This window comes from Corynebacterium sp. ZY180755 (genome assembly GCF_054331495.1).
In genome coordinates this window covers 1,312,698-1,335,632 of record NZ_CM135811.1, presented here as the reverse complement: position 1 = coordinate 1,335,632, position 22,935 = coordinate 1,312,698, and the positions used below count along the sequence as shown (strand labels likewise).

General features: G+C 54.3%; 18 protein-coding genes. 16 read left to right on the top strand and 2 right to left on the bottom strand.

The window, feature by feature from the left end; genetic code table 11:
• Positions 1 to 219 precede the first annotated feature (219 nt).
• From ACXM2N_RS06165 to metH, 4 genes are all read left to right on the top strand, one after another.
• Complete coding sequence (locus ACXM2N_RS06165) at positions 220 to 1,047, top strand: undecaprenyl-diphosphate phosphatase (RefSeq protein ID WP_458491040.1); 828 nt, start codon at positions 220 to 222, stop codon at positions 1,045 to 1,047.
• Between the two features lie 134 nt (positions 1,048 to 1,181).
• On the top strand, positions 1,182 to 2,447 hold the full coding sequence (mshC, locus tag ACXM2N_RS06160; RefSeq protein WP_458486941.1) for a cysteine--1-D-myo-inosityl 2-amino-2-deoxy-alpha-D-glucopyranoside ligase: 1,266 nt from the start codon (positions 1,182 to 1,184) through the stop codon (positions 2,445 to 2,447).
• Positions 2,444 to 2,863 carry a hypothetical protein gene (locus ACXM2N_RS06155; protein WP_458486939.1) on the top strand — a complete coding sequence of 140 codons (420 nt, stop codon included), beginning with the start codon at positions 2,444 to 2,446 and terminating at the stop codon, positions 2,861 to 2,863. The genes mshC and ACXM2N_RS06155 overlap by 4 nt, the downstream gene beginning before the upstream one ends.
• 376 nt (positions 2,864 to 3,239) lie before the next feature.
• Complete coding sequence (metH, locus tag ACXM2N_RS06150; protein WP_458486937.1) at positions 3,240 to 6,830, top strand: methionine synthase; 3,591 nt, start codon at positions 3,240 to 3,242, stop codon at positions 6,828 to 6,830.
• A gap of 61 nt (positions 6,831 to 6,891) precedes the next feature.
• Here the strand turns inward: metH and ACXM2N_RS06145 are convergent, their stop codons facing one another.
• A complete protein-coding gene (locus ACXM2N_RS06145) occupies positions 6,892 to 7,449 on the bottom strand; it encodes a hypothetical protein (RefSeq protein WP_458486935.1) in 558 nt (185 codons plus the stop codon).
• A gap of 139 nt (positions 7,450 to 7,588) precedes the next feature.
• Between ACXM2N_RS06145 and ACXM2N_RS06140 the strand changes: the two genes are divergently transcribed.
• The 6 genes from ACXM2N_RS06140 (at position 7,589) to ACXM2N_RS06115 (ending at position 14,780) form a co-directional block, all read left to right on the top strand.
• Positions 7,589 to 8,305 carry an HAD family hydrolase gene (locus ACXM2N_RS06140; RefSeq protein ID WP_458486933.1) on the top strand — a complete coding sequence of 239 codons (717 nt, stop codon included), beginning with the start codon at positions 7,589 to 7,591 and terminating at the stop codon, positions 8,303 to 8,305.
• A gap of 67 nt (positions 8,306 to 8,372) precedes the next feature.
• Positions 8,373 to 8,636, top strand: a complete 264-nt coding sequence (locus ACXM2N_RS06135; protein ID WP_458486931.1) for a phosphoribosyl-ATP diphosphatase — start codon at positions 8,373 to 8,375, stop codon at positions 8,634 to 8,636.
• A 56-nt stretch (positions 8,637 to 8,692) separates the two neighbouring features.
• Positions 8,693 to 9,538, top strand: coding sequence for an ATP phosphoribosyltransferase (gene hisG / locus ACXM2N_RS06130; protein WP_458486929.1), 846 nt, complete (start codon positions 8,693 to 8,695; stop codon positions 9,536 to 9,538).
• A 242-nt stretch (positions 9,539 to 9,780) separates the two neighbouring features.
• Positions 9,781 to 11,088 (top strand): anaerobic C4-dicarboxylate transporter, encoded by a 1,308-nt coding sequence (locus tag ACXM2N_RS06125; RefSeq protein ID WP_458486927.1) that lies wholly within the window; start codon positions 9,781 to 9,783, stop codon positions 11,086 to 11,088.
• Between the two features lie 342 nt (positions 11,089 to 11,430).
• Positions 11,431 to 12,975: an aspartate ammonia-lyase gene (aspA, locus tag ACXM2N_RS06120; protein ID WP_458486925.1), complete on the top strand. Its 1,545-nt coding sequence runs from the start codon at positions 11,431 to 11,433 to the stop codon at positions 12,973 to 12,975.
• Between the two features lie 155 nt (positions 12,976 to 13,130).
• Positions 13,131 to 14,780, top strand: coding sequence for a formate--tetrahydrofolate ligase (locus ACXM2N_RS06115; protein ID WP_458486923.1), 1,650 nt, complete (start codon positions 13,131 to 13,133; stop codon positions 14,778 to 14,780).
• Positions 14,781 to 14,877: 97 nt separating this feature from the next.
• On the opposite strand, the gene ACXM2N_RS06110 is transcribed toward ACXM2N_RS06115, so the two are convergent.
• Positions 14,878 to 15,672, bottom strand: a complete 795-nt coding sequence (locus ACXM2N_RS06110) for a RecB family exonuclease (RefSeq protein WP_458486921.1) — start codon at positions 15,670 to 15,672, stop codon at positions 14,878 to 14,880.
• A gap of 194 nt (positions 15,673 to 15,866) precedes the next feature.
• Here ACXM2N_RS06110 and ACXM2N_RS06105 point away from each other — a divergent pair, with 194 nt between their 5' ends.
• From ACXM2N_RS06105 to pafA, 6 genes are all read left to right on the top strand, one after another.
• Positions 15,867 to 17,165, top strand: a complete 1,299-nt coding sequence (locus tag ACXM2N_RS06105) for a M18 family aminopeptidase (RefSeq protein ID WP_458491038.1) — start codon at positions 15,867 to 15,869, stop codon at positions 17,163 to 17,165.
• A gap of 5 nt (positions 17,166 to 17,170) precedes the next feature.
• A complete protein-coding gene (locus ACXM2N_RS06100) occupies positions 17,171 to 18,007 on the top strand; it encodes a tRNA (adenine-N1)-methyltransferase (protein WP_458486919.1) in 837 nt (278 codons plus the stop codon).
• Positions 18,008 to 18,178: 171 nt separating this feature from the next.
• Positions 18,179 to 19,741, top strand: coding sequence for a proteasome ATPase (gene arc, locus ACXM2N_RS06095; RefSeq protein WP_458486917.1), 1,563 nt, complete (start codon positions 18,179 to 18,181; stop codon positions 19,739 to 19,741).
• A gap of 13 nt (positions 19,742 to 19,754) precedes the next feature.
• Entirely contained in the window at positions 19,755 to 21,278 is a 1,524-nt protein-coding gene (dop, locus tag ACXM2N_RS06090) for a depupylase/deamidase Dop (protein WP_458486915.1), read from the top strand.
• A 50-nt stretch (positions 21,279 to 21,328) separates the two neighbouring features.
• Positions 21,329 to 21,517, top strand: a complete 189-nt coding sequence (locus ACXM2N_RS06085; protein WP_458486913.1) for a ubiquitin-like protein Pup — start codon at positions 21,329 to 21,331, stop codon at positions 21,515 to 21,517.
• Positions 21,518 to 21,523: 6 nt separating this feature from the next.
• A complete protein-coding gene (pafA, locus tag ACXM2N_RS06080; RefSeq protein WP_458486911.1) occupies positions 21,524 to 22,933 on the top strand; it encodes a Pup--protein ligase in 1,410 nt (469 codons plus the stop codon).
• The last annotated feature ends 2 nt before the right edge of the window (positions 22,934 to 22,935 follow it).

Here is a 22,935-nt window from a genome sequence, read left to right as displayed (position 1 = left end):
CACACAAGTAGTTTGCTGTAGACGTAAGTGTTACTGAACAAAATTTGAGCCTTACAGCACGAAGTCCTTCCTACGCCACATGGCTTCGATCACATCGCAATCAAAAAGAACCGAAAACATCTGTCTCAATGACCGCTCCATAAAGAGTGGAGTAGTAGGGTAGTGCGGGTGATCAATCAAACAACATTGCTGGCGCAGGCCACAGCTACCACTGAGGGCATGACATGGGTACAAACCATTGTGCTGTCCTTAGTGCAAGGCTTGACTGAATTTCTCCCAATCAGCTCCTCTGGCCATTTGCGCATTGTTTCTGAATTGTTCTGGGGTCAAGACGCGGGTGCTTCCTTTACTGCAGTTGTTCAGCTTGGTACAGAAGCTGCTGTTTTGGTGTACTTCGCCAAAGACATTTGGCGCATCCTCACCGGTTGGTTCCGTGGATTGTTTGATAAGCAGCAACGCGGCTTTGATTACCGCATGGGCTGGATGGTGATCATCGGAACTCTCCCTGTGGGCATCATTGGGTTCTTGGGCAAAGACATCATCCGTGATGCTCTGAGAAACTTGTGGATCACAGCAGCTATGTTGATCCTGTTCTCTTTTGTCTTCATCGCAGCGGAGAAATTTGGCAACAAGAAGCGCAACTTTGAGGATCTAACCATGAAGGACGCGGTCATTATGGGCTTTGCTCAGTGTCTTGCGCTCATTCCTGGCGTGTCCCGTTCCGGCGGCACCATTTCCGCTGGTTTATTCCTAGGCCTCAACCGTGAGGTGGCGGCACGTTTTAGCTTCCTGCTGGCTATCCCAGCTGTGCTGGCATCTGGCCTATTCTCCCTCCCTGACGCATTCAACCCAGAGGCAGGTCAGGCAGCTTCTGGCCTCCAATTGCTGGTAGGTACTGGTATCTCCTTCGTGGTGGGTTATGCGGCAATTGCTTGGCTGCTGAAGTTTGTTTCCAACCACTCCTTCTCGTGGTTCGCTGCTTACCGCATCCCAGTAGGTATTGCCGTCATGGTCCTCCTTGCGATGGGAATCCTCCAGCCAATGTAAAACTTTTAACAAGGGCTCCGGTCACTTTGCAGATCAAAGGTGGCTGGAGCTTTTTGCATGTCAAGGCTATCTTCACCAATTGAAGGTGGCGTTCGCTTTGGAGGCGCGGCGGGTTTTAGGGTTAAAGTGGTGGCATGAAATCGTGGCCTATTCCTGAAGTCCCCCACATCGCTGGAGAAGCGATTGAACTCAAACTGTTTGATACTGCCGATCAGGCCGTAAAGCCGGTTGACACCAGTGTCTTGACTGATGATGGAACCGTGGGAATGTATGTGTGCGGTATTACTCCGTACGACTCCACTCACCTAGGCCATGCCGCTACTTACTTGACTTTTGATCTGATTTATCGTCAATTGTTGGCCAATGGTCATGACGTAACGTTCGTGCAAAACATCACTGATGTGGACGATCCATTGTTCGAGCGTGCAGACCGCGACGGAGTTGACTGGCGCGAGCTGGGCACCAGCCAGATCGATCTGTTCCGTTCTGACATGGAAGATTTGTCTGTGTTGCCTCCTAAGCACTACATAGGCGTCATGGAGTCTATTGATGATGTGATCAATTTAGTCCAGAAGCTGCTTGATAACGGCAGCGCTTACGTTGTAGATAGTGACGAGTATCCGGACATCTACGCGTCGATCAACGCAACCGAGCAGTTTGGCTATGAGTCCAATTATGATCGCGCGACGATGGAGAAGTACTTCGCTGAACGTGGAGGCGATCCGGAGCGTGCAGGCAAACGCGATCCTCTGGATGCGCTGATCTGGCGTGCCGCCCGTGAGGGGGAGCCGCAGTGGGATGCGCCATTCGGTGCTGGCCGCCCTGGGTGGCACATCGAGTGCTCTGCCATCGCTGAAACTAGGTTGGGTACTCCGTTTGCGATTCAGGGTGGCGGAAGTGATCTGATTTTCCCTCACCATGAGTTCTCGGCAGCGCACTCTGAGGCTGTCCACCATGAGCGCATGGCTGGCCACTACGTTCACACCGGCATGATCGGGCTTGACGGCACCAAGATGAGTAAGTCCTTGGGGAACCTTGTGTTCGTGTCAAAGCTCACGGCCGCTGGCCACGACCCTTCGGCTATTCGCTTGGGAGTTTTCGCTAGCCACTATCGCACGGATCGTAACTGGTCTGATCAAGTGCTTGCCGACGCCGAACAGCGCCTCACCGCGTGGCGCCGCGCTGCACGCGCGGAACAGGACCAGGCCCGTGTGGATACAGTAATCGCGGACGTACGCGCTCATCTCGCCAATGATTTGGATACGCCAGCCGCCTTGGCGGCGCTGGATGCGTGGGCAGATGAGGTATTGGCGGACGGTGGTGACGTCGATAAGCAGGGCGGCGTTTCAACCGAAATCGCAAACGCCGTCGACGCGCTGTTGGGCGTGAAGCTGGCATGAGGGGCAATGAGATTCGCGCCGCCTACGAGACACGCATCAATGAACTAGTTAGCGACTGGGAAATGTTCGCCACCGGCGCGTACCTCTCAGAGGGCGAGGCGGAAAATTGGTGTGAACCCCTAGATGCTAACCGCATCCCAGCTGTTCATGAGGCGCTGAACGACTTTCTCATCGCGTCGTTGGACAACCCCAATGATCCCCAGCGTGCACGCGCCGAACTGCTCGAGCTGTACAAAAAGCTCCATGAAATCAACAACGAAGATACCGTCCCCGTGGTCGAGCAGGAAGAAATCGATGACCTTGAGAACGTGCTTCGCGATTTCTACCAAGACACGGGCTTGTCACAGGACGTGATCTCGGCACTGCCTGCGTACGAAGACTATCTCGACGCCCTCGACCAAGACGAAAGCTACTAGCGTTTTTCTTCCCGTTTCCCGCCCCCTGCCCCCGGGCGCATGTGAGTTCTGGACAAGGGAGAGGGGACGGCTTCAGGGTGAAAAATTCACCGCATCCCGAACAGGCCAGCACGCCGAATGTTGTGTCGAGCCCCAGGCCTACTAGCGGGCAACAAAGAGAATCCTCACTAGGGCGCTTTCCTCGACCTGATAGATCGCAGGCTAAAAGCGGCTGAGCCCGTGTCCTGGGTAATCCCATCAGGATGGTTTTCCGCTAGTCCACTTCACGCTAATGCTGCTTGTGACAGGGGAATCTGTGTGCCTGTCAGAATAAATATATTCAATGTTGCGTTAATAATTCAGATCACAGTATCAAACGTACTAAGCTGTCTATTCGATGAAGACCAACGGTATTGAATTCAAGTCAGCTTTCCTCGACGCGGCTAAAGAGCGCGTCCTCATCGGCGATGGCGCCATGGGCACTCAGCTCCAAGGCTTCGACTTAGACATAGAGAAGGATTTCCTTGGCCTTGAAGGCTGCAATGAAATCCTCAATCACACCCGCCCAGACGTTCTCGAGCAGATCCACGAGGCGTACTTCACCGCGGGCGCGGATTTAGTTGAAACCAACACTTTTGGCTGCAATCTGCCGAACTTAGGCGACTATGGAATTGCGGACCGCTGTCGCGAGCTGTCTTTTAAGGGCGTAAAGATCGCCCGCGACGTGGCCGACCGCATGGGGCCAGGCCGCGAAGGGATGCGCCGTTTCGTGGTGGGCTCAATGGGACCGGGTACCAAACTGCCGTCCCTCGGGCACGCGCCGTTTAATGACCTGAAGTCTTACTACACTGAAGCAGCGCTAGGTATGGTCGAGGGCGGAGCCGACGCCATCTTGGTCGAAACTGCTCAGGATCTCCTGCAGGTTAAGGCCGCAGTCCTTGGCGTGAAAGAAGCATTCGCGCAGTTAGGCGTGGCGGTTCCGATTATCGTGCACGTTACGGTCGAAACCACCGGAACTATGTTGCTGGGCTCTGAGATCGGTGCAGCATTGACTGCTATTCAAAACCTCGGCGTAGATATGATCGGCCTCAACTGCGCCACCGGCCCAGATGAAATGAGTGAACATCTGCGGTACCTATCCCAGAACGCAGAGATCCCTGTGTCAGTGATGCCCAACGCTGGCTTGCCGGTTCTGGGCAAGAATGGCGCAGAATACCCTCTAAGCGCCGAGGATCTTGGCGTAGCTCTGCGCGGATTCGTTCAGGACTACGGCCTCTCCATGGTTGGCGGTTGCTGCGGCACCACACCGGCGCACATCTCCGCTGTGCACGACGCTGTTGTTGGCCAAAATCCTGCGAAGCGCAAAGAGCGCCACGTTGAGCCAGAGGACGCAGTGTCCTCCCTGTACACCAGCGTAAATCTCACGCAGGACACGGGTATTACCATGATCGGCGAGCGCACCAACGCCAATGGATCCAAGGCGTTCCGGGAAGCAATGATTGCAGGCGATCTGGAAAAGTGTGTGGACATTGCCAAGCAGCAGACTCGCGATGGCGCCCACATGCTCGATCTGTGTGTGGACTATGTTGGCCGAGACGGCACCGAGGACATGGCAAAACTTGCTAGCCTTCTGGCGACCTCATCCACGCTGCCGATCATGATCGACTCCACTGAGCCTGACGTAATCCGTGTTGGCCTGGAGCACCTTGGCGGTCGCTGCGCGGTGAACTCTGTGAACTTTGAAGACGGTGACGGACCAGAGTCCCGCTACCAGCGCATCATGAGAGAGGTCGTAAAGCACGGCGCAGCCGTGGTCGCGTTGACGATCGATGAGGAAGGCCAAGCACGTACATGCGATAAAAAGGTGGAGATTGCCGAACGTCTTATTGCAGACATCACACAGACGTGGGGATTGGATGAGTCTGACATCATCGTCGATACCTTAACCTTCCCGATCTCCACGGGCCAAGAAGAGACCCGCCGCGACGGCATCGAAACAATCGAGGCGATCCGTGAGCTGAAGAAACGCCACCCGCGCGTCCACACCACCCTGGGTCTTTCAAACATCTCCTTCGGATTGAACGCAGCGGCGCGCCAAGTTCTCAACTCCGTATTCCTGAACGAGTGTATTGAGGCTGGTTTGGATTCCGCCATCGCGCACTCATCAAAGATCATCCCCATGAACCGCATCGATGAACGCCAGCGTGAAGTAGCTCTCGACATGGTCTACGACCGCCGCACCGACGATTACGATCCACTGCAGACCTTCATGGACTTATTCGAGGGCGTGTCAGCTGCGTCTGCGAAGGACGCACGAGCGGAAGCACTCGCCGCGATGCCACTGTTTGAGCGAATCGCACAACGCGTGATTGACGGAGAAAAGAACGGCATTGAGGCTGATCTCGACGCGGGAATGAAGGAAAAAACGCCGCTGCAAATTGTCAACGAGGATCTGCTCGAGGGCATGAAGACGGTTGGCGATCTCTTCGGATCCGGCCAAATGCAACTGCCATTCGTTCTCCAGTCCGCGGAAACAATGAAGCATGCCGTGGCGTATCTGGAAGACTTCATGGAAGCCGCCGATGATTCCGGCGGCAAGGGCACCATGGTGCTCGCCACCGTGAAGGGTGACGTTCACGACATCGGCAAGAACTTGGTGGATATCATCATGTCCAACAACGGATACAACGTGGTCAATATTGGCATCAAGCAGCCCATCTCCAACATCTTGGAAGCCGCCAAGGAACACAACGCAGATGCGATTGGTATGTCCGGCCTGTTGGTCAAATCCACCGTCATCATGAAGGAAAATCTCCAGGAAATGAATGCATCCGGAGATTCCCACTACCCGGTAGTACTAGGTGGAGCTGCACTAACTAGGGCCTACGTGGAGGACGACCTAACCGAGGTCTACGACGGTGACGTCCGCTACGCCAAGGACGCATTCGAAACCCTCCGGCTCATGGGCGAATTCATGGCCATCAAAAACGGTGACGGCGTTGACGCATCCTCACCCGAGGCGATCGCCGAGGCTGAGAAGAAAGCTGAGCGTAAAGCGCGCCGAGAGCGCAGCAAGAAAATCGCAGCGGAACGAAAGGCGGCTCAGGAACCCGTAGAGGTTCCGGACCGCAGCGACGTCTCCGAGGATGTTGCCTTAGGCACACCGCCGTTTTGGGGTACCCGAATTGTCAAGGGTGTTGCACTCAACGAATACATCTCACTCCTGGATGAACGAGCCCTCTTCATGGGCAGGTGGGGCCTCAAGGCCACCCGCGGTGGCGAAGGACCGTCCTATGAAGAGCTCGTGGAAACGGACGGCCGCCCGCGCCTGCGCTACTGGCTTGACCGTCTCAAGAGCGAAGGAATCTTAGATCACGCGGCAATCGTCTACGGCTATTTCCCGGCCGTATCCGAGGGCGATGACGTAGTAATCTTGGCGGAGCCAAAACCTGACGCGGAAGAGATCGCTCGCTTTGCGTTCCCTCGTCAGCAGCGCGGAAAGTTCCTCTGTATCGCGGACTTCATCCGCTCCCGTGCCAAAGCTCTGGAGACGAACACGGTTGACGTGTTCCCAATGCAGTTGGTGACCATGGGTAACCCGATTGCAGAATTCGCCAATGAACTGTTTGCAGCTGACAACTACCGCGAGTACTTGGAGGTCCACGGAGTAGGCGTTCAGCTCACCGAGGCTCTTGCCGAGTACTGGCATGCCCGTGTCCGCTCGGAGATCTCATTGGACAACGGTACACATGCTGGCGACGAAGACTCTGCGGACCCAGAGCGCTTCTTCGACCTTGACTACCGCGGTGCGCGCTTTAGTTTCGGTTACGGCTCATGCCCGAACCTAGAGGATCGCATCACACTAGTGAAGCTTCTTGAGCCCGAGCGCATTGGCGTGTCCTTGTCTGAGGAACTGCAGCTACACCCAGAGCAGTCCACGGATGCTTTCGTGCTGTACCACCCTGAGGCGAAGTACTTTAACGTCTAATAAGCCAAACGGGTTCGGAAGCTCAATGTAGCTGCCGAACCCGTTTTTCGATGCATCCGGCTTAACCGGCAATATTCATTCGAGACGTTACTCCGTCCTCCCAATTGCTCACCCATATGCTGACTGTCGCGTGATTAGGATCCGGTTCACTACTGTCATAACAACGTAAACCCTTTCCATCAGAGCCGCTGTAGCAATTGATGGGGTAGGTTTCACCGGTGACAGGGCTACGGAGCTCAAACGAGGTTCTTGGGAGTGCCGTTATCGTCGGATCAGAAGAATGCATGTAGTAAGTCGCACCGAGGGCTGCCTCATACATGGCTAGCGCAAACTCACATGAGGTGGCTTCTCCTACTTTCAATTCATCACCGTTTGCTAGGACGCGGTTGCACACTGCGCCTACTCCGGTGGCGTCCACCACTGCGCGTTCCGGATTTGTTTCTGCGGCCGCGGTGCCTGTGTCGCCGGATGCTGGAGATGGCGGCGTGGAGGCTGGGGCATCGGCAACGGTGACCACTGTAGTGATGGTTGCGGGGGCCGAGGAAGTATTCGGATCTGAACAGGACACGAGGCTAACGCTAGCGATGGCAGCGGCTGTGAGGACAAGGAGCGGTCGCATAGGTGGAGCCCTTAGGCTAGATGCGTGGGCATTGAATAATGCATTTCTTATCTTAATATTTGATGAGAGATGCTAGTCAAGGCTTTGCATTGCGAAAAGTATTTAGCTCGTGGGTGCTCAACACCTTAGAGTGTTTACTATGAAAGCAATTATCTGGGACATGGATGGCACACTTGTTGATTCGGAAATCCTGTGGGAAAAAGCTACCTACGAAATGAGCGAGGCCCTGGGCAAGCGCTTGACTCCGCAGCAACGCGAAACATGCATTGGAACGAGCTTCACTTTTACTTTTGAACTCTGCGCACGAAATGCCGGTCACGACCCAGATTCCCTTGATCGCGCGTGGTGGAAAAATTTTCTCTACTCCCGCATGGACACGTTGATGGCCACTGAGCTGGAGCTGCGGCCTGGGGTCCGTGAGCTTCTCGACGCCTGCAAGGCCGCATCAATCCCCATGGCGATCGCAACCAACACCGAACGGAGAGTGGCTCAGGTTCCGTTCGGCACCATCGGTCTTGATTATTTTGAGACGACCGTCTGCGGTGACGAGGTTCCGCAGGCAAAGCCTGCTCCAGATATGTATCGCGAGGCTGCTCGGCGATTGGGGTGCGAACCAAAGGAGTGTTTGGTTTTCGAGGATTCCTTCGGCGGAATGACAGCCGCCACTAATGCCGGTTGTGTAGTCATTGGTTTACCGGAGAAACCAGACATGGATTTGCCAAAAGCTGTGTGTGCTATGCGAACCCTCAATAACGGGTCAATCGATTTTGCCGGCGTTACAGTGGATAGTCTCCAGCAGTGGTATGAGAGAGCACTTAATTATGGTGAAGGATACGAGTACGGGCAGTCGAGCTAAGGCACAATACGTGCATAATTTCCGCTCCAACTAAAATAATGATGCAATCTGTGACATACTATTAAGCGTGAAAAACTTCGAAAGCCTATTTGCAGAGCTGCAAGAAAAAGCAGAAACTCGCCCAGAGAACTCCGGAACCGTTAAAGCGCTGGATTCAGGACTCCATACTTTGGGTAAAAAGGTCATCGAGGAAGCAGGCGAGGTCTGGCTAGCTGCGGAATACCAGTCCGACGATGAGCTCGCTGAAGAACTTTCTCAGCTAATGTACTGGGCGCAGGTGATCATGATTAAGCGTGGACTGAGCTTGGAAGACGTGTACAAGCATCTGTAACCACTCACACATGCCACTCGTAACATCCATCCCTGTCTAAATCGAAAGTTGTCTTCATGCTCAAGATTGCGATCCCTAACAAAGGCTCCTTATCCGAAGCTGCAGTTGAGATTCTCCAAGAGGCTGGCTACGCGGGCCGCGGCGAATCTAAGCAGCTCAACGTCATTGACCGCACGAACGATGTAGAGTTTTTCTTCCTTCGCCCAAAGGACATTGCTATCTACGTAGCCAACGGTCAACTCGATCTCGGAATCACCGGCCGTGACTTGGCTGCAGATTCCCGCGCGGAGGTAGATGAGGTCATGGCCCTGGGCTTCGGTTCCTCCACCTTCCGCTACGCAGCGCCTAATGATCAGCTCTGGGAGATCCCAATGCTGGAAGGCAAGCGTATTGCCACTAGTTACCCAAACTTGGTCCGCGATGATCTAGCAAAGCGAGGCATCGAGGCATCAGTGATTCGTCTTGATGGTGCGGTGGAGATCTCCATCCGTTTGGGCGTAGCTGATGCTATCGCTGACGTTGTCTCCACCGGACGCACCCTAAGGAAGCAGGGGCTTGAGCCATTCGGTGAACCGCTCATCGATAGTGAAGCTGTGGTCGTGGGTCGCAAAGGGCTAGAAGTTACTGAAGAACACAATGTCTTCTTGAACCGTCTCCGTGGTATTTTGCACGCGCAGAACTACCTGATGCTTGATTACAACATCAACAAGGATCAACTAGACCGAGCACGTGAAATCACGCCTGGACTTTCCAGCCCAACTGTTTCTCCTTTGGCGCGAGACAATTGGGTAGCGGTACGTGCGATGGTGCCGCGCAAGCAGGCGAATACAATCATGGATCAACTTGCTGCACTGGGTGCTCAAGCGATCCTTGCTTCCGAAATACGGATCGCACGCATCTAGGAATCACCCTCACAAAGGCCGGCCGCTGCATCAGCGCGACCGGCCTTTGTCGATTCAGGGGATCACTGTGGGGTGGATGAGAGATATCCCACGTCACTGCAATTAGCATGCAAACGTTTGCGGAGTCATACTAATAGTGACGGCAATTGACGTAGGAAGCCGAGCCATCAGCGAAGTGTGAGAAGTGGCGGGCTTCGCTCCATTGTCGCTAATTGCACACCAATTGAAATGGGACACGTAACATGGCTTTACTGCACATTCTTATAGTTCTCGTGGCGATCGTCATTGGCGCCAGACTAGGTTCTATTGCCATCGGATTTGCTGGCGGTTTGGGCGTTTTGATGCTTGGGCTCACTGGCGTTCCCGTGACCCAAAGTGACATCCCTTTTGACGTTGTTGGCATCATCATGTGCGTCATCGCTGCGATTTCCGCGATGCAGAAAGCTGGCGGCATGGACTACCTCGTCTATTTGGCCGAAAAGATGCTTCGCCGTAATCCCAAGCACGTTAATTTCATGGCCCCAGTGGTGACGTACCTGATGACTCTATTTGCGGGCACCGGTCACACTGCCTTCTCCACCCTGCCAGTGATCGTAGAAGTGGCCAAAGAGTCTGGGGTGCGTCCATCCCGGCCACTTTCAGTAGCCGTAGTAGCTTCCCAGCTTGCAATTACTGCATCACCAATTTCAGCAGCCGTGGTTTTTATGGCAGCAACTCTCGAACCCCTCGGGGTTGGCTACTTACCGTTGTTAGCTGTTGCTATCCCTTCCACTTTCCTAGCTATCTTCCCAACGGCGTGGCTATGTAGTCATTTAGGCAAGGATCTCAACGAGGATCATGTGTACCTAGACCGTCTAGAAAAAGGTTTGGTGGCAAAGCCACGAGGGGAGTCCAACTACCAGCCCACGAAGGCAGCTACGAGTTCCGTCATGGTGTTCATGCTCGCCATCCTTGCAGTGATGATCTATGCAACCCTCATTTCCGAGCAGTTCGGGCTTGTTACCGATCCAGCTCTGCCGCGTAATGAGGCAATCATGGCGATGATGCTCACGGCTGCTACGGTCATTGTTCTGATCAGCAAGATTCGGCCGGATGAGATCTTAAGTACTCAAGTATTTAAGTCCGGAATGAGCGCTAGTGTCTGTGTCCTTGGCGTCGCGTGGCTGGGCACCACCTTGATCAACCACTACATCGAAAATATTCAGAGCTTCTCTGGCAACTTACTGGCTAACTACCCATGGATGCTTGCGGTCGTCCTATTCTTCGCTGCAGCCTTACTGTATTCGCAGGCTGCTACAGCCAAGGCGCTTATTCCGGCGGCACTAGCTGTAGGAGTTTCACCTTTGGCAGCAGTTGCCGCATTCCCAGCGGTGTCCGCTCTGTTTATTCTGCCCACCTACCCAACCTTGCTCGCTGCAGTGGAAATGGATGACACCGGTTCCACCCGCATTGGCAGTGCTGTGTTCAACCATCCGTTCTTGATCCCTGGCACGGTGTGTATTGCTATCGCCGTGGCGTTGAGTTTCCTATTCGGTGGGGTCATTCTTTGATACCACTCTGTTACTCACCAGCTATCCTCCTGTCCGAAACGGGGGTAGAGCCATCTTCACCCCTCTGCGGAAAAGAGTGAGGCGATTGCTGGCGCAGGAAGCAGTCCTCATAATGCGGATACCAGCATGGTTGCAAGCAAAATTGGATATCTTTCAATCGACCTGCAGTAATAATCGGAACAGGCTAAGGGCGATAACAACTGAAAAACTAGTCCAGAGCCAACTACTCTCGGATTACGGGCGTGTGTGAAGGAGACGTGAATAAAAACCGGACGTACTTTCTGATAACTAAGAAAAAATATGACCACCCCAACTTCACCCCACAAAGGAGAAGCCACACCAATGGCAACCACCAAGAAGTCTTCCAAGACCAAGAAAGATGAAAAGGTCGCTGAGGCTGACGTAGCCCACAAGGCTAGCAATTCAAACAAGGCTGACAAAGCTGAAAGCTCTACTAAAGCAAAGAAGGGGTTCCGTATCGAGGAAGACCTCCTCGGTGAGATGCAGGTACCGGATGATGTCTACTACGGCGTCCACACACTACGCGCTATGGACAACTTCCAGATTTCTCGCACCACCATCAACCACGTGCCTGAATTCATTCGAGGCATGGTACGAGTGAAGAAGGCCGCCGCGCTGGCAAATCGACGTCTGCACACCCTCCCTTCAAAGAAGTGCGAGGCAATTGTGTGGGCGTGCGATCAAATCCTCGATGAGGGTCGCTGCATGGATCAGTTCCCACTGGATGTCTTCCAAGGTGGCGCTGGCACCAGCTTGAACATGAACACCAATGAGGTTATCGCAAACTTGGCGCTAGAATACCTGGGCGAGCCGAAGGGTGCGTACCACATCATCAACCCAAACGATGACGTGAATATGTCTCAGTCCACTAATGATGCCTACCCAACGGGTTTTCGCCTGGGCGTATACGACTGCATGAATACGCTGATTGGTCAGATTGAAGCGTTGCAGGGTGCTTTCCGCGACAAGGGTAGCGAGTTCATGGACATCCTCAAGATGGGTCGCACTCAGCTTCAGGATGCTGTACCTATGACGCTGGGTGATGAGTTCATGGCTTTCGCCCACAACTTGGCTGAAGAGCAGGCCGTTCTGCGTAACGCCGCTGATCGCCTTCTGGAGATCAACCTCGGTGCTACCGCAATTGGCACTGGTTTGAACACTCCTTCCGGTTACCGTCATCAGGTCACGGCAACGCTGACGGAGGTCACCGGCTACGAGATGAAGTCTGCTCGCGATTTGATCGAGGCTACCTCCGATACTGGTGCCTATGTTCATGCACACTCCGCAGTAAAGCGCGCAGCTATGAAGTTGTCCAAGATCTGTAACGATCTTCGCCTGCTTTCATCCGGCCCAACCGCCGGACTCCACGAGATCAACCTACCACCACGCCAAGCTGGTTCATCCATCATGCCAGCTAAGGTCAACCCGGTTATTCCAGAGGTAGTAAATCAGGTCTGCTTCAAGGTATTCGGTAATGATCTCACCGTAACCATGGCGGCGGAAGCTGGTCAGCTCCAGCTGAATGTGATGGAGCCTGTTATTGGTGAGGCCTTGTTCCAGTCCATCCGCATTCTTGGCAACGCAGCCGATGCGCTGCGCGAAAAGTGCGTTGTAGGAATCACCGCCAATGCTGATGTATGCCGTGCTTACGTCGAAAACTCCATCGGTATTGTCACCTACCTCAATCCATTCATCGGACACCACAACGGTGATTTGATCGGTAAGGAAGCCGCAGCAACCGGTAAATCTGTCCGAGAACTGGTTCTGGAAAAGGGTCTCATGGACGAAGAAACCTTGAATCAGGTACTTAGCCCAGAAAACCTGATGCATCCTGTCTTCCGCGGAGAGTTGTTCCTGGACAGCTAATTATTTCGAAGAAGCCCAACATCTTGAGTGTTGGGCTTCTTGCTTACCCACCCTGATTCCGCACGGATAAATCTTGATAACGTGGAAGCGGAGCCCAATCTGCGCTGTCTGTGGCGCTGATCCACGAACCCAAAAGCATAAGTTAGGAAAACCATATGGCCTCTGATGTTGATATCGCCCAAGCACACACACTGGAACCGATTAGTGATATAGCCGCTCGCGCTGGCATACCGGACGATGCCCTTATTCCTTTTGGCCGTACTAAGGCCAAGGTAGACGCTGCAAAAATTGAAGGCGAGGCCAATGGCAAGGTCATTCTTGTCACTGGAATTTCTCCAACACCCGCAGGAGAAGGCAAGTCCACGGTATTGATTGGTCTGGCAGACGCACTGCGGTTGCATGGCCATAACGCTATGGTGGCCTTGCGTGAACCGTCCTTGGGCCCAGTTATGGGTATTAAGGGTGGTGCTGCTGGCGGTGGCTACTCACAGGTGGTGCCGATGGAAGACATCAACCTTCACTTCACTGGTGATTTCCACGCAATTACCTCCGCAACGAATACGCTCGCTGCCTTGGTGGACAACCATATTCAGCGTGGAAATGAGAAGCGCATAGACAACCGGCTCATCACCTGGCAGCGGTGCATGGATGTTAACGACCGCAGCCTGCGCCATATTGTCACTGGTCTAGGTGGTAAGTCCCAAGGCGTACCTACAGAGACAGGATTCACCATCACCGCTGCGAGCGAGATCATGGCAATCCTGTGCTTGGCTACTGATTTAGAGGATCTCAAGGCACGCATCAGCCAGATTGTCGTAGCGCAGGATGTGGACGGTAACCCGGTCACTGTTGATGATATCGGTGGAGCCGGCGCGCTTACTGCGCTGATGAAGGAAGCGATTAACCCGAATTTGGTGCAGACTCTCGGTGGCACCCCTGCGTTCGTGCACGGTGGTCCGTTCGCTAACATTGCGCACGGTTGTAACTCACTCATTGCGACGAAGACCGCGATGAAGCTTGCCGACGTCGTCGTCACCGAAGCTGGCTTCGGCTCCGACCTAGGGGCAGAGAAGTTCTTTGATATTAAGGCCCGAGCCGGTGAGATTGATGTGGCCGGCAGTGTCATTGTGGCGACGGTGCGCTCTCTGAAATACAACGGAGGTGTGGCTCGCACCGAATTGACAGATGAAAACATTGAGGCGCTCGAGGCAGGCGTTTGTAATTTGGAGCGTCACGTGGAAAACGTGCGTAAATTCGGAGTGGAACCGGTTGTAGCTTTAAATGAGTTCACCTCTGATACTGAGGCTGAGATCGAGTTCATGAAGCGGTGGGCCAAGAACTTTGGCGTCAAGCTTGTCCCAGTGACCGTCTGGGCTGACGGTGGCGATGGTGCCACCGATCTTGCCGACGCTGTCATAGCGTCATTGGGCGAAGGCTCACAGCCACTGTATGATCCAGCCGACGGCCTTAAGGCCTCGGTTGAGACAATAGCTCGCACCATCTATCACGCGGAAAAGGTGGACTTTTCCAAAAAGGCACTGAAGGATCTGAAGTACTTGGAAGCTAACGGCTGGGACAAACTTCCAGTCTGCATTTCCAAGACCCAGTACTCTTTCTCCGATGACCCCTCGGCACTAGGAGCACCATCGGGGCACACGTTGCATGTGCGAGAGCTGCTTCCACGCATCGGATCAGGTTTCATCGTGGTACTCACCGGTGACGTCATGACCATGCCGGGTCTACCTAAGGTCCCCGCCGCCAACGGAATTGATGTCGAAGAAGGAAAGATCACCGGACTGTTCTAAGCAACAGGCTCACTATTAAACGTCACGTCCTAGTGAGGGCGTGACGTTTTTTTCGAATGTGGACAAACAGTAAGGGCGCTTGTCAATTATTGGCTGGCTAGTCGTTTGGCCAGCCAGGATACTCAGGTGGAGTACCACCAAAAGCTGGGCATAGTGATTGGTGGGCACACCAGCCACAAAGCTTTGACGTCTTAGGCCGGAAGTCACCCGCTTTACCATCCGCCTCAATCTTGTCCCACAGCTCCTTCAGATCACGTTCAAAAAACTCCAGCTCTTCTTTAGATGGGGTAAGAAACATGGAGTCATTGACCTTTAAGTACATCAAACGCAGCTGTTCAGGAATGTGGTTGTACAGCCGCCACCACACCAGGGCGTAGAAACGCATTTGAAACTGTGCCGCTTGAGAGTAGCGGGGCAGAGGCTTCTTTCCGGTTTTGTAGTCGACGACGCGGACTTCTCCGGTGGGGGCCACATCCACACGATCGATGAAGCCACGGACTGGCACTCCATTAGGAAGTTCGGTGTTGATATACATCTCGCAGGCATGTGCATCGAAACCCTGTGGGTTTTCCATCTCAAAGTAGCCTCGAATGAGACTGCGACACTCGACAAGGAAATCGTATGTCTCGGATTCCGGAACGAGCTCGAGTAGTTCAGGCTCCTTGGACGTCATCTTCTCCCAGTTTGGTTTGAGGCGCTTAACTGCGGCGGGATATGTGCGCTCTTCGCGTGGCCACCCATGCATATCTTCTAAGCAGGCGTGCACGAGGGTTCCTTTGACCTGCGCAACAGTGGAGGGCTCTGGAATCTTATCGATAGCTCGCAGGCGGTAGAGCAGTGGACACTGTTGGTAGTCACTGGCACGGGATGGGGAGAGCGCTAATTTTTTCATATCGGGTAAGAACCCTAGCACCAAGCCTGAAAGATTCTGCGTAGGCTCATGGGCAATAGCTATGCTTATTGGTTATGAGCGAAAACGCAGCGAAAAAATCAACTAAGAAAGCCAAGATGACTGAAGCGGATGAGATTCAGCCGGATCATGTCATTAAAATTGGGCAGCAGAATTCCACGCTGTCCGATGAGGCCATGGCAGACATTACCGCAGAAGCAGAGTCCATGGCGTATGACTTCATTAGCTTTATTGCTCAGAGCCCGAGTTCTTATCACGCAGCAGAAGCTGGCGCTGGGTTACTTGAGGAAGCGGGTTTTAAACGCCACAGTGAAAAGGACGAGTGGAATGCTACCCCCGGTGGTCACTTCATTATTCGCGGCGGCGCGCTTATGGCCTGGTTCGTTCCTGAGGGTGCAACTCCGGAGGAGTCAGGCTTCCGGATTATCGGAGCACACAATGACTCCCCAGGTTTCAAGCTGAAGCATGTAGGGGATATTCAGAACGTGGGCTGGCAGCAAGCAGCTGTTGAGGTCTATGGTGGCCCAATCATTAGTTCCTGGTTGGACCGTGAGCTGGTTTTAGCTGGTCGAATCGCGCTTTCTGACGGCACTACCAAGCTAGTCACCACGCCACCGGTTTTGCGCATTCCGCACTTGGCTATTCATTTGGATCGAACCTCCAACGACGCTCTCACTCTTGATCGCCAGCAGCACGTTCAGCCTGTGTTTTCTGTGGGGCAGCCTCATCTATCCATCATGGATGTGATTGCTGAGGCTGCAGGCGTTGATGCCAAGGAGATCGTCTCACACGACCTGATCACCGTCGATGCCCAGCCAGGAGAGATTTTCGGTGCAACCAGTGAGTTCTTGGCAGCTGGTCGGTTAGATAACCTATCCAGCGTGTTCCCAGGAGTTCAGGCTCTCATCCGAGCAACTCAGGATTCCGTAGTAGACGGCACTAACAATGACGTTCTCGTGCTCGCTTGCTTCGACCATGAGGAAGTTGGTTCCGGATCCACAACTGGCGCCGCTGGCCCAATTCTCCACGATGTTTTGGAACGAACTGCGTACGCGTTAGGTGCCACACCTGATTCCATACGTCGCATGTACTCTCGCTCCAGCTGTGTGTCTGCTGACGCTGCGCATTCTATCCACCCCAACTATGCCGAACGTCACGATGCGAATAACCACCCCCTCATGGGTCAAGGCCCTGCACTCAAAATCAACGCCAACCAGCGTTACGCATCTGATGCTGTTACTGAGGCTTTGTGGGCGAGGGCTTGTGCTGCTGCACAAGTAAACAACCAGGTGTTCGTGGGTAAGAATTCCATGCCATGCGGATCTACTATTGGCCCGATTACCGCAACGCGCTTGGGCATCCCAACCGTAGACGTGGGTATCCCGCTACTGTCCATGCATTCGGCGCGCGAGCTGTGCTCTGTCACTGACGTGCACGGCATTACCAAGGCTCTGCACCAGTATTTGGTAGGTTAATCTGCATGGCTTATTCAGGACCTTTCCAGCCGGGCGATCGCGTCCAGCTCACCGATCCAAAGCGGCGGCACGCCACCCTCATTCTTAAGGAGGGCGAGAAGTACTTCACCCACAAGGGATGTATTCACCACGACGACATCATCGGTTCTCATGAGGGCACCGTGGTCAAGTCTGACCAGGGCTACGAGTACCTATGTTTTCGCCACTTGATGGTGGACCATGTGTTGTCCATGCCACGCGGTGCGGCGGTGATTTATCCTAAGGACTCCGCACAGATTCTCGTCGAAGGCGACATTTTCCCAGGCGCTCGCGTGCTCGAAGCGGGCGCTGGATCTGGTGCGTTATCTATGGCGCTGCTTCGTGCAGTCGGCGATAAAGGTAAGGTCATATCCTACGAAATCCGGGCGGATCACCTCGAGTTTGCAGAGAATAACGTTGATGAATACTTTGGTGAGCGCCCTGCTCACTGGGATCCGCGTCTAGGTGATCTCAAGGATGTCACCAAGGAGGATATTGGTGGGGCAGTAGACCGCATCATTTTGGACATGCTGGCACCGTGGGAGTGCCTTGACACCGTCAAGGATTTGCTCCTTCCTGGTGGCGTTTTCATGACCTATGTGGCAACCGTTCCGCAGCTCATGAAGGTTATGGAAGGTATCCGTGAGCAGCAATGCTTTACTGAGCCACGCGCGTGGGAGTCGCTGGTGCGCGACTGGCGAGTAGAAGGGCTTGCCACCCGCCCTGAGCACCGCATGAATGCGCACACCGCGTTTCTCATTTGGACGCGAAGGCTTGCCGACGGCGTCACGCCGCCGCGCCCACAGCGTCGCGCGCGAAAGTAGCGATCACACGTTGGCGCATCTTCAGTTCGACTGAAGATGCGCCATTTTTTAACCCGTGCTCTGCAACGCAGGTTTCTGATGGGGTGATCAGGACAATTCTTCCCCTACAAATCCAACTGGCAGTGTCGATTAGTCGTACGCCGGTACGAAGCGTAGGTAAACTTACCTGTTATGGATTCTTCGACGTCACACTCAGCCGCATTCCCAGGCGCAGAAGACACAAAAGCGCAACTCGCGCGTTTGAAGAGAACCACTCAGGACTTATCATCCCGCAACGCTAAGCTGGCCGAAATGCTGAAAGCTACACGGGAGAAGCTCGTGAGCTTACATGCCCAGTTGGAGGATCTGGCGAAACCAGTCAACACCTACGGCACATTTCTAGAGTTCTCATCTGGGGGACGTACCGCTGAGATCTTCACCCTCGGCCGGAGGATGCGCGTTAACATCCTGCCCGGTGTTGACACCGGCGCCTTAGTGCCGGGCGTGCAGGTGCGTCTTGGTGAGGGCAACATCATTGTGGACGTCGATAAGCCAGCTCACACTGGGGAGCTCGCTCAGATTGTTGAGATGATCGGTGCCGACCGCGCGCTGATTGCGGACTATAACGGCCAAGAACGCTTGGTGCAGTTGGCACAAGCCGTGCTGCGCGGTGACGTGCGCCCTCCGCGGCCGGGAGATTCCGTCCTGGTGGATACCAAAGCAGGCTACGCCTTCGAGGTGATCCCTAAAACTGAAGTTTCACGCTTGGCCCTCGAGGAAGTCCCAGACGTCACTTACAAAGACATCGGTGGTCTTGATACGCAGATTGAGCAGATTCATGACGCCGTCGAGCTTCCCTTCGCACACCCCGAGCTCTACCGCGAATATGACTTACATCCGCCAAAGGGCGTGCTGCTATACGGCCCACCGGGCTGTGGCAAAACCTTGATCGCTAAAGCCGTAGCGAACTCGTTGTCCAAGCGCATTGGCGACGGCAGCGCCAGCTATTTCATCAACGTCAAGGGCCCAGAGCTGCTCAACAAATACGTCGGTGAAACGGAGCGCCGCATCCGCCTCATCTTCGAGCGTGCACGCGAACTAGCCCAAGACGGACGCCCCGTCATTGTGTTCTTTGATGAGATGGAATCCATCTTCCGCACTCGTGGTTCGGGCGTGTCCTCTGACATGGAAACAACCGTCGTGCCGCAGTTGCTGACTGAATTGGACGGAGTGGAATCCCTCTCCAACGTTATCGTTATCGGCGCCACCAACCGCGAGGAGCTCATTGACCCAGCAATCCTGCGGCCAGGACGCCTCGATGTAAAGATTCGCATCAACCGGCCTACAGAAGCCGGAGCGAGAGAGATCCTGGCTCGGTACATCACTGATGCACTCCCATTGGCAGAGTCGGCCAATTCACTGATCGATGCCTGCGCCACCAAACTTTTCGAGGATCACCCATTCGTAAGACTTACGTTGGTTGACGGCAGCGAAGTGACGTACCACTACCGCGACTTTGTCTCCGGCGCGATGATCGCAAACATTGTAGATCGAGCGAAGAAGAACGCTATCAAGGATCAGATAGCGGGCCTCGGTCGAGGAATCAGCGCCACGCACCTTATGGCAGCAGTAGACGCTGAAAACAGTGAGAGCGAAGACCTGCCCAACACCTCGAGCCCCGACGAATGGGCCAAGGTGATCGGGCGTGTGGGAACGCGAGTGGACAAAGTTACGATCCTGCACGAGGAAGACTAGAAGGGGGAAGAAGTTGTCTCGTTTTATTGGTACGGAAACTGAATACGGCATCGCCACGCCGTCTAACACCGCGGTGTCACCAATCGTGACATCTACCCACGCAGTCGTGGCGTACGGCGCCACTCAGCCGTGTGCCACTGGAGCACGTTGGGATTTTGCATCAGAGCACCCTCTGCGTGACCAGCGTGGCTTTGACCTGCGGCGCTACCACACGGTGCCAGTAATAGATCCAAACGCCATTGGTGTTGCCAACGTGGTCACTACCGCGGGCGCACGCTTCTACGTGGATCATGCACACCCTGAGTATTCATCACCGGAAACCACCAACGCGCTCGACGCCACTCTTTACGACGCCGCCGGTGACGTCATCTTACTCCGCGCAGCAAAGGCCGTCGCGGATTACACCGCTCAAGACCACTCAGTTCTCGATCACCACGATCCTTGCCCGGAACTCAAGATGTACAAAAACAACGTCGACGGCAAGGGCGCATCCTACGGTAGCCACGAAAACTACTTCTACAGTAGGGATATCGACTTTGATGCGTTAGCGCAGGCTCTGATCCCATTCTTTACCACTCGACAAGTTCTGATCGGCGCTGGTCGAGTGGGCATTGGTGAGCGTGGCCAAAAGCCAGGATTCCAAATTAGCCAGCGTGCTGATTACATCGAACAAGAGATTTCGCTGGAGACCACCCTCAATCGCGGAATCATCAACACTCGTGATGAGCCACACACGGATTCAGAGACCGGGGCACGCCTGCACGTCATCATCGGCGATGCCAATATGTCACAGCAATCCACCCTGCTCAAGCTCGGCATGACCACGCTGGTCATTGACGCCGTTGAAAAAGGTGTGGATTTTACGGACCTACAGCTTGCTAACGCCGTCTCAGACGTAAAGAAAGTGTCGCATGACCTGTCACTGACCTACAAGCTTAAGCTCAAGGACGGCCGCGAGCTGACTGCACTGGAAATTCTAGGCATCTACCTTGAACGTGTAACGCCTGTTGCGTCTTCACCCTCCGATCACGAAGTGATCCGTTTGTGGAAGCAATGTTTAGAGCTATTAATGTCTGGCGGTGCTGATGCAGCGGCACACCTACTCGACTGGTGCGCTAAGTGGGCACTGATCAAGCGTTTTGTGGATCGTGGCCTGGATATCGCTAACCCGAAGATCGCGCTGGTTGACCTGCAGTACTGTGACATTGACCCGCAAAAATCCCTGTACCACGCACTGGTGCGTAAGGGCGCGATGCACACTATCTTCAGCGAGGATGAAATCCTGGCCGCGGCTGATACCCCACCGGAGAATACTCGTGCCTACTTCCGCGGCGCCGTGGCCCTTAAATTTGCTGGTGACGTCCTCAGCGCGTCGTGGGAGTCAGTGGTGCTTAAGGTCCAAGACCGCGAACACGTGATCAGAATAACTCACCTGGACGGCTTTACCCGCGCGGAGGTAGGGGAGATCGTGGATAAGAGCGATTCGGCCCACACCTTGTGGGACGGACTCGTTCGCGCAGGCGTGTGCGAGGCCTAGCCCTCGAGACGATAGTTCTACAATCGAGAAAGAGTTAAAGGAGACTTACTATGACTAACCCACAGTCGCAGATTTCTGGCGGCAACGGCGACGACGGCGAAGATTTCAACGCCGAGGCTGCCGGTCAAGCCCAAATCAATACCGCAGGCGTTGATGATTTATTGGATGAAATCGACGGTCTGCTTGAAGAAAACGCAGAGGAATTTGTGCGTTCGTATGTTCAGAAAGGCGGCCAGTAAACGGCCATGACCATTTTCCGTCGTCGCATCATGGGCATCGAGGTGGAATACGGCATCGCATGCGTTGCTGATTCCACCAAGCGACTGGGCCCAGAGGAAACTGCCCGCTACATGTTTAGGCCAGTAATTGAGGAGTGGGGAAGCAGTAATATTTTCCACCCCAACGCGTCTCGTCTCTACCTGGATGTGGGCTCCCACCCGGAGATCGCTACAGCTGAGTGCGACAGCCTCCGCCAGCTCATCGCATACGAGCACGCCGGCGACCGGATTGTGGACCAGTTGGCCATCGATGCTGAAGCTAATCTGGCACGCGACGGAATTGGCGGGCAGGTGTACCTGTTCAAAAACAATCTCGATACGGTGGGCAACAGTTATGGATGCCACGAAAATTACCTAGTAAGCCGCGACGTGGTGCTTAAGCACTTGGGTCGCGATATTTTGGCTTTCCTGATTACTAGGCAGCTCATTGCCGGTGCTGGCCACATAGTCGACGGCAAGTTCCAGCTCTCACAACGAGCCGACCACGTATGGGAGGGGGTGTCGTCTGCCACCACTCGATCTCGTCCTATCATCAACACCCGTGACGAGCCTCACGCAGACTCTCATCGCTTCCGGCGCCTGCACATTATCGTGGGTGATTCCAACATGTCCGAAGTCACTACAGCCCTCAAGGTGGGGTCAACCTTGCTGGTATTGGAAATGATCGAGGCAGGTGAAGATTTCAGTGCGCTGGCGCTCAACGACATCTCTGCGATCAAAGCGATTTCCCGAGACATCACCGGTAACGCTCCCGTGACCCTCGCCAGTGGCGAGACAATGACCGCGTTGGAAATCCAGCGCGCTTACCTTGAAGCTGCTAAACGGTGGTTGGTCACACGCGCAGACACCGACGCGGAACTTGGTACGCCGCAGGAGGACATGCAGCAGGTTGTCACCTTGTGGGAAAAGACACTCAACGCAATTGAGTCCGGCGATCTGACCTCAATCTCAACCGATATCGATTGGGCCATCAAGTACACGCTGCTGAAACGGTTCCAAGGCCGTCTTGGATTGGAAGCCGATGACTTTAGCCATCCCAAACTCAAACAAATAGATTTGACCTACCACGATATCCGCCCAGGGCGCGGACTATTCAAGGCGCTTGAGGCAAAAGGGGTCGCGTCGCGGTTCATTGACGATGAAGCGGTCACTAAGGCTATGAACCAGCCGCCTCAGACCACCCGCGCCAAGCTTCGTGGTGAATTCATCACTCATGCGCACAAGATGGGCGCACCGGTATCTGTAGATTGGCTGAGGCTCAAGGTATCGCGCCCAGAGCCACAGCTGGTGGAGCTACTGGACCCTTTCCAAGCCCACAGTGACGCGGTCCAACCACTCATCGACTACATGAACGCCAACGGGGAACACTATCAGTAAAT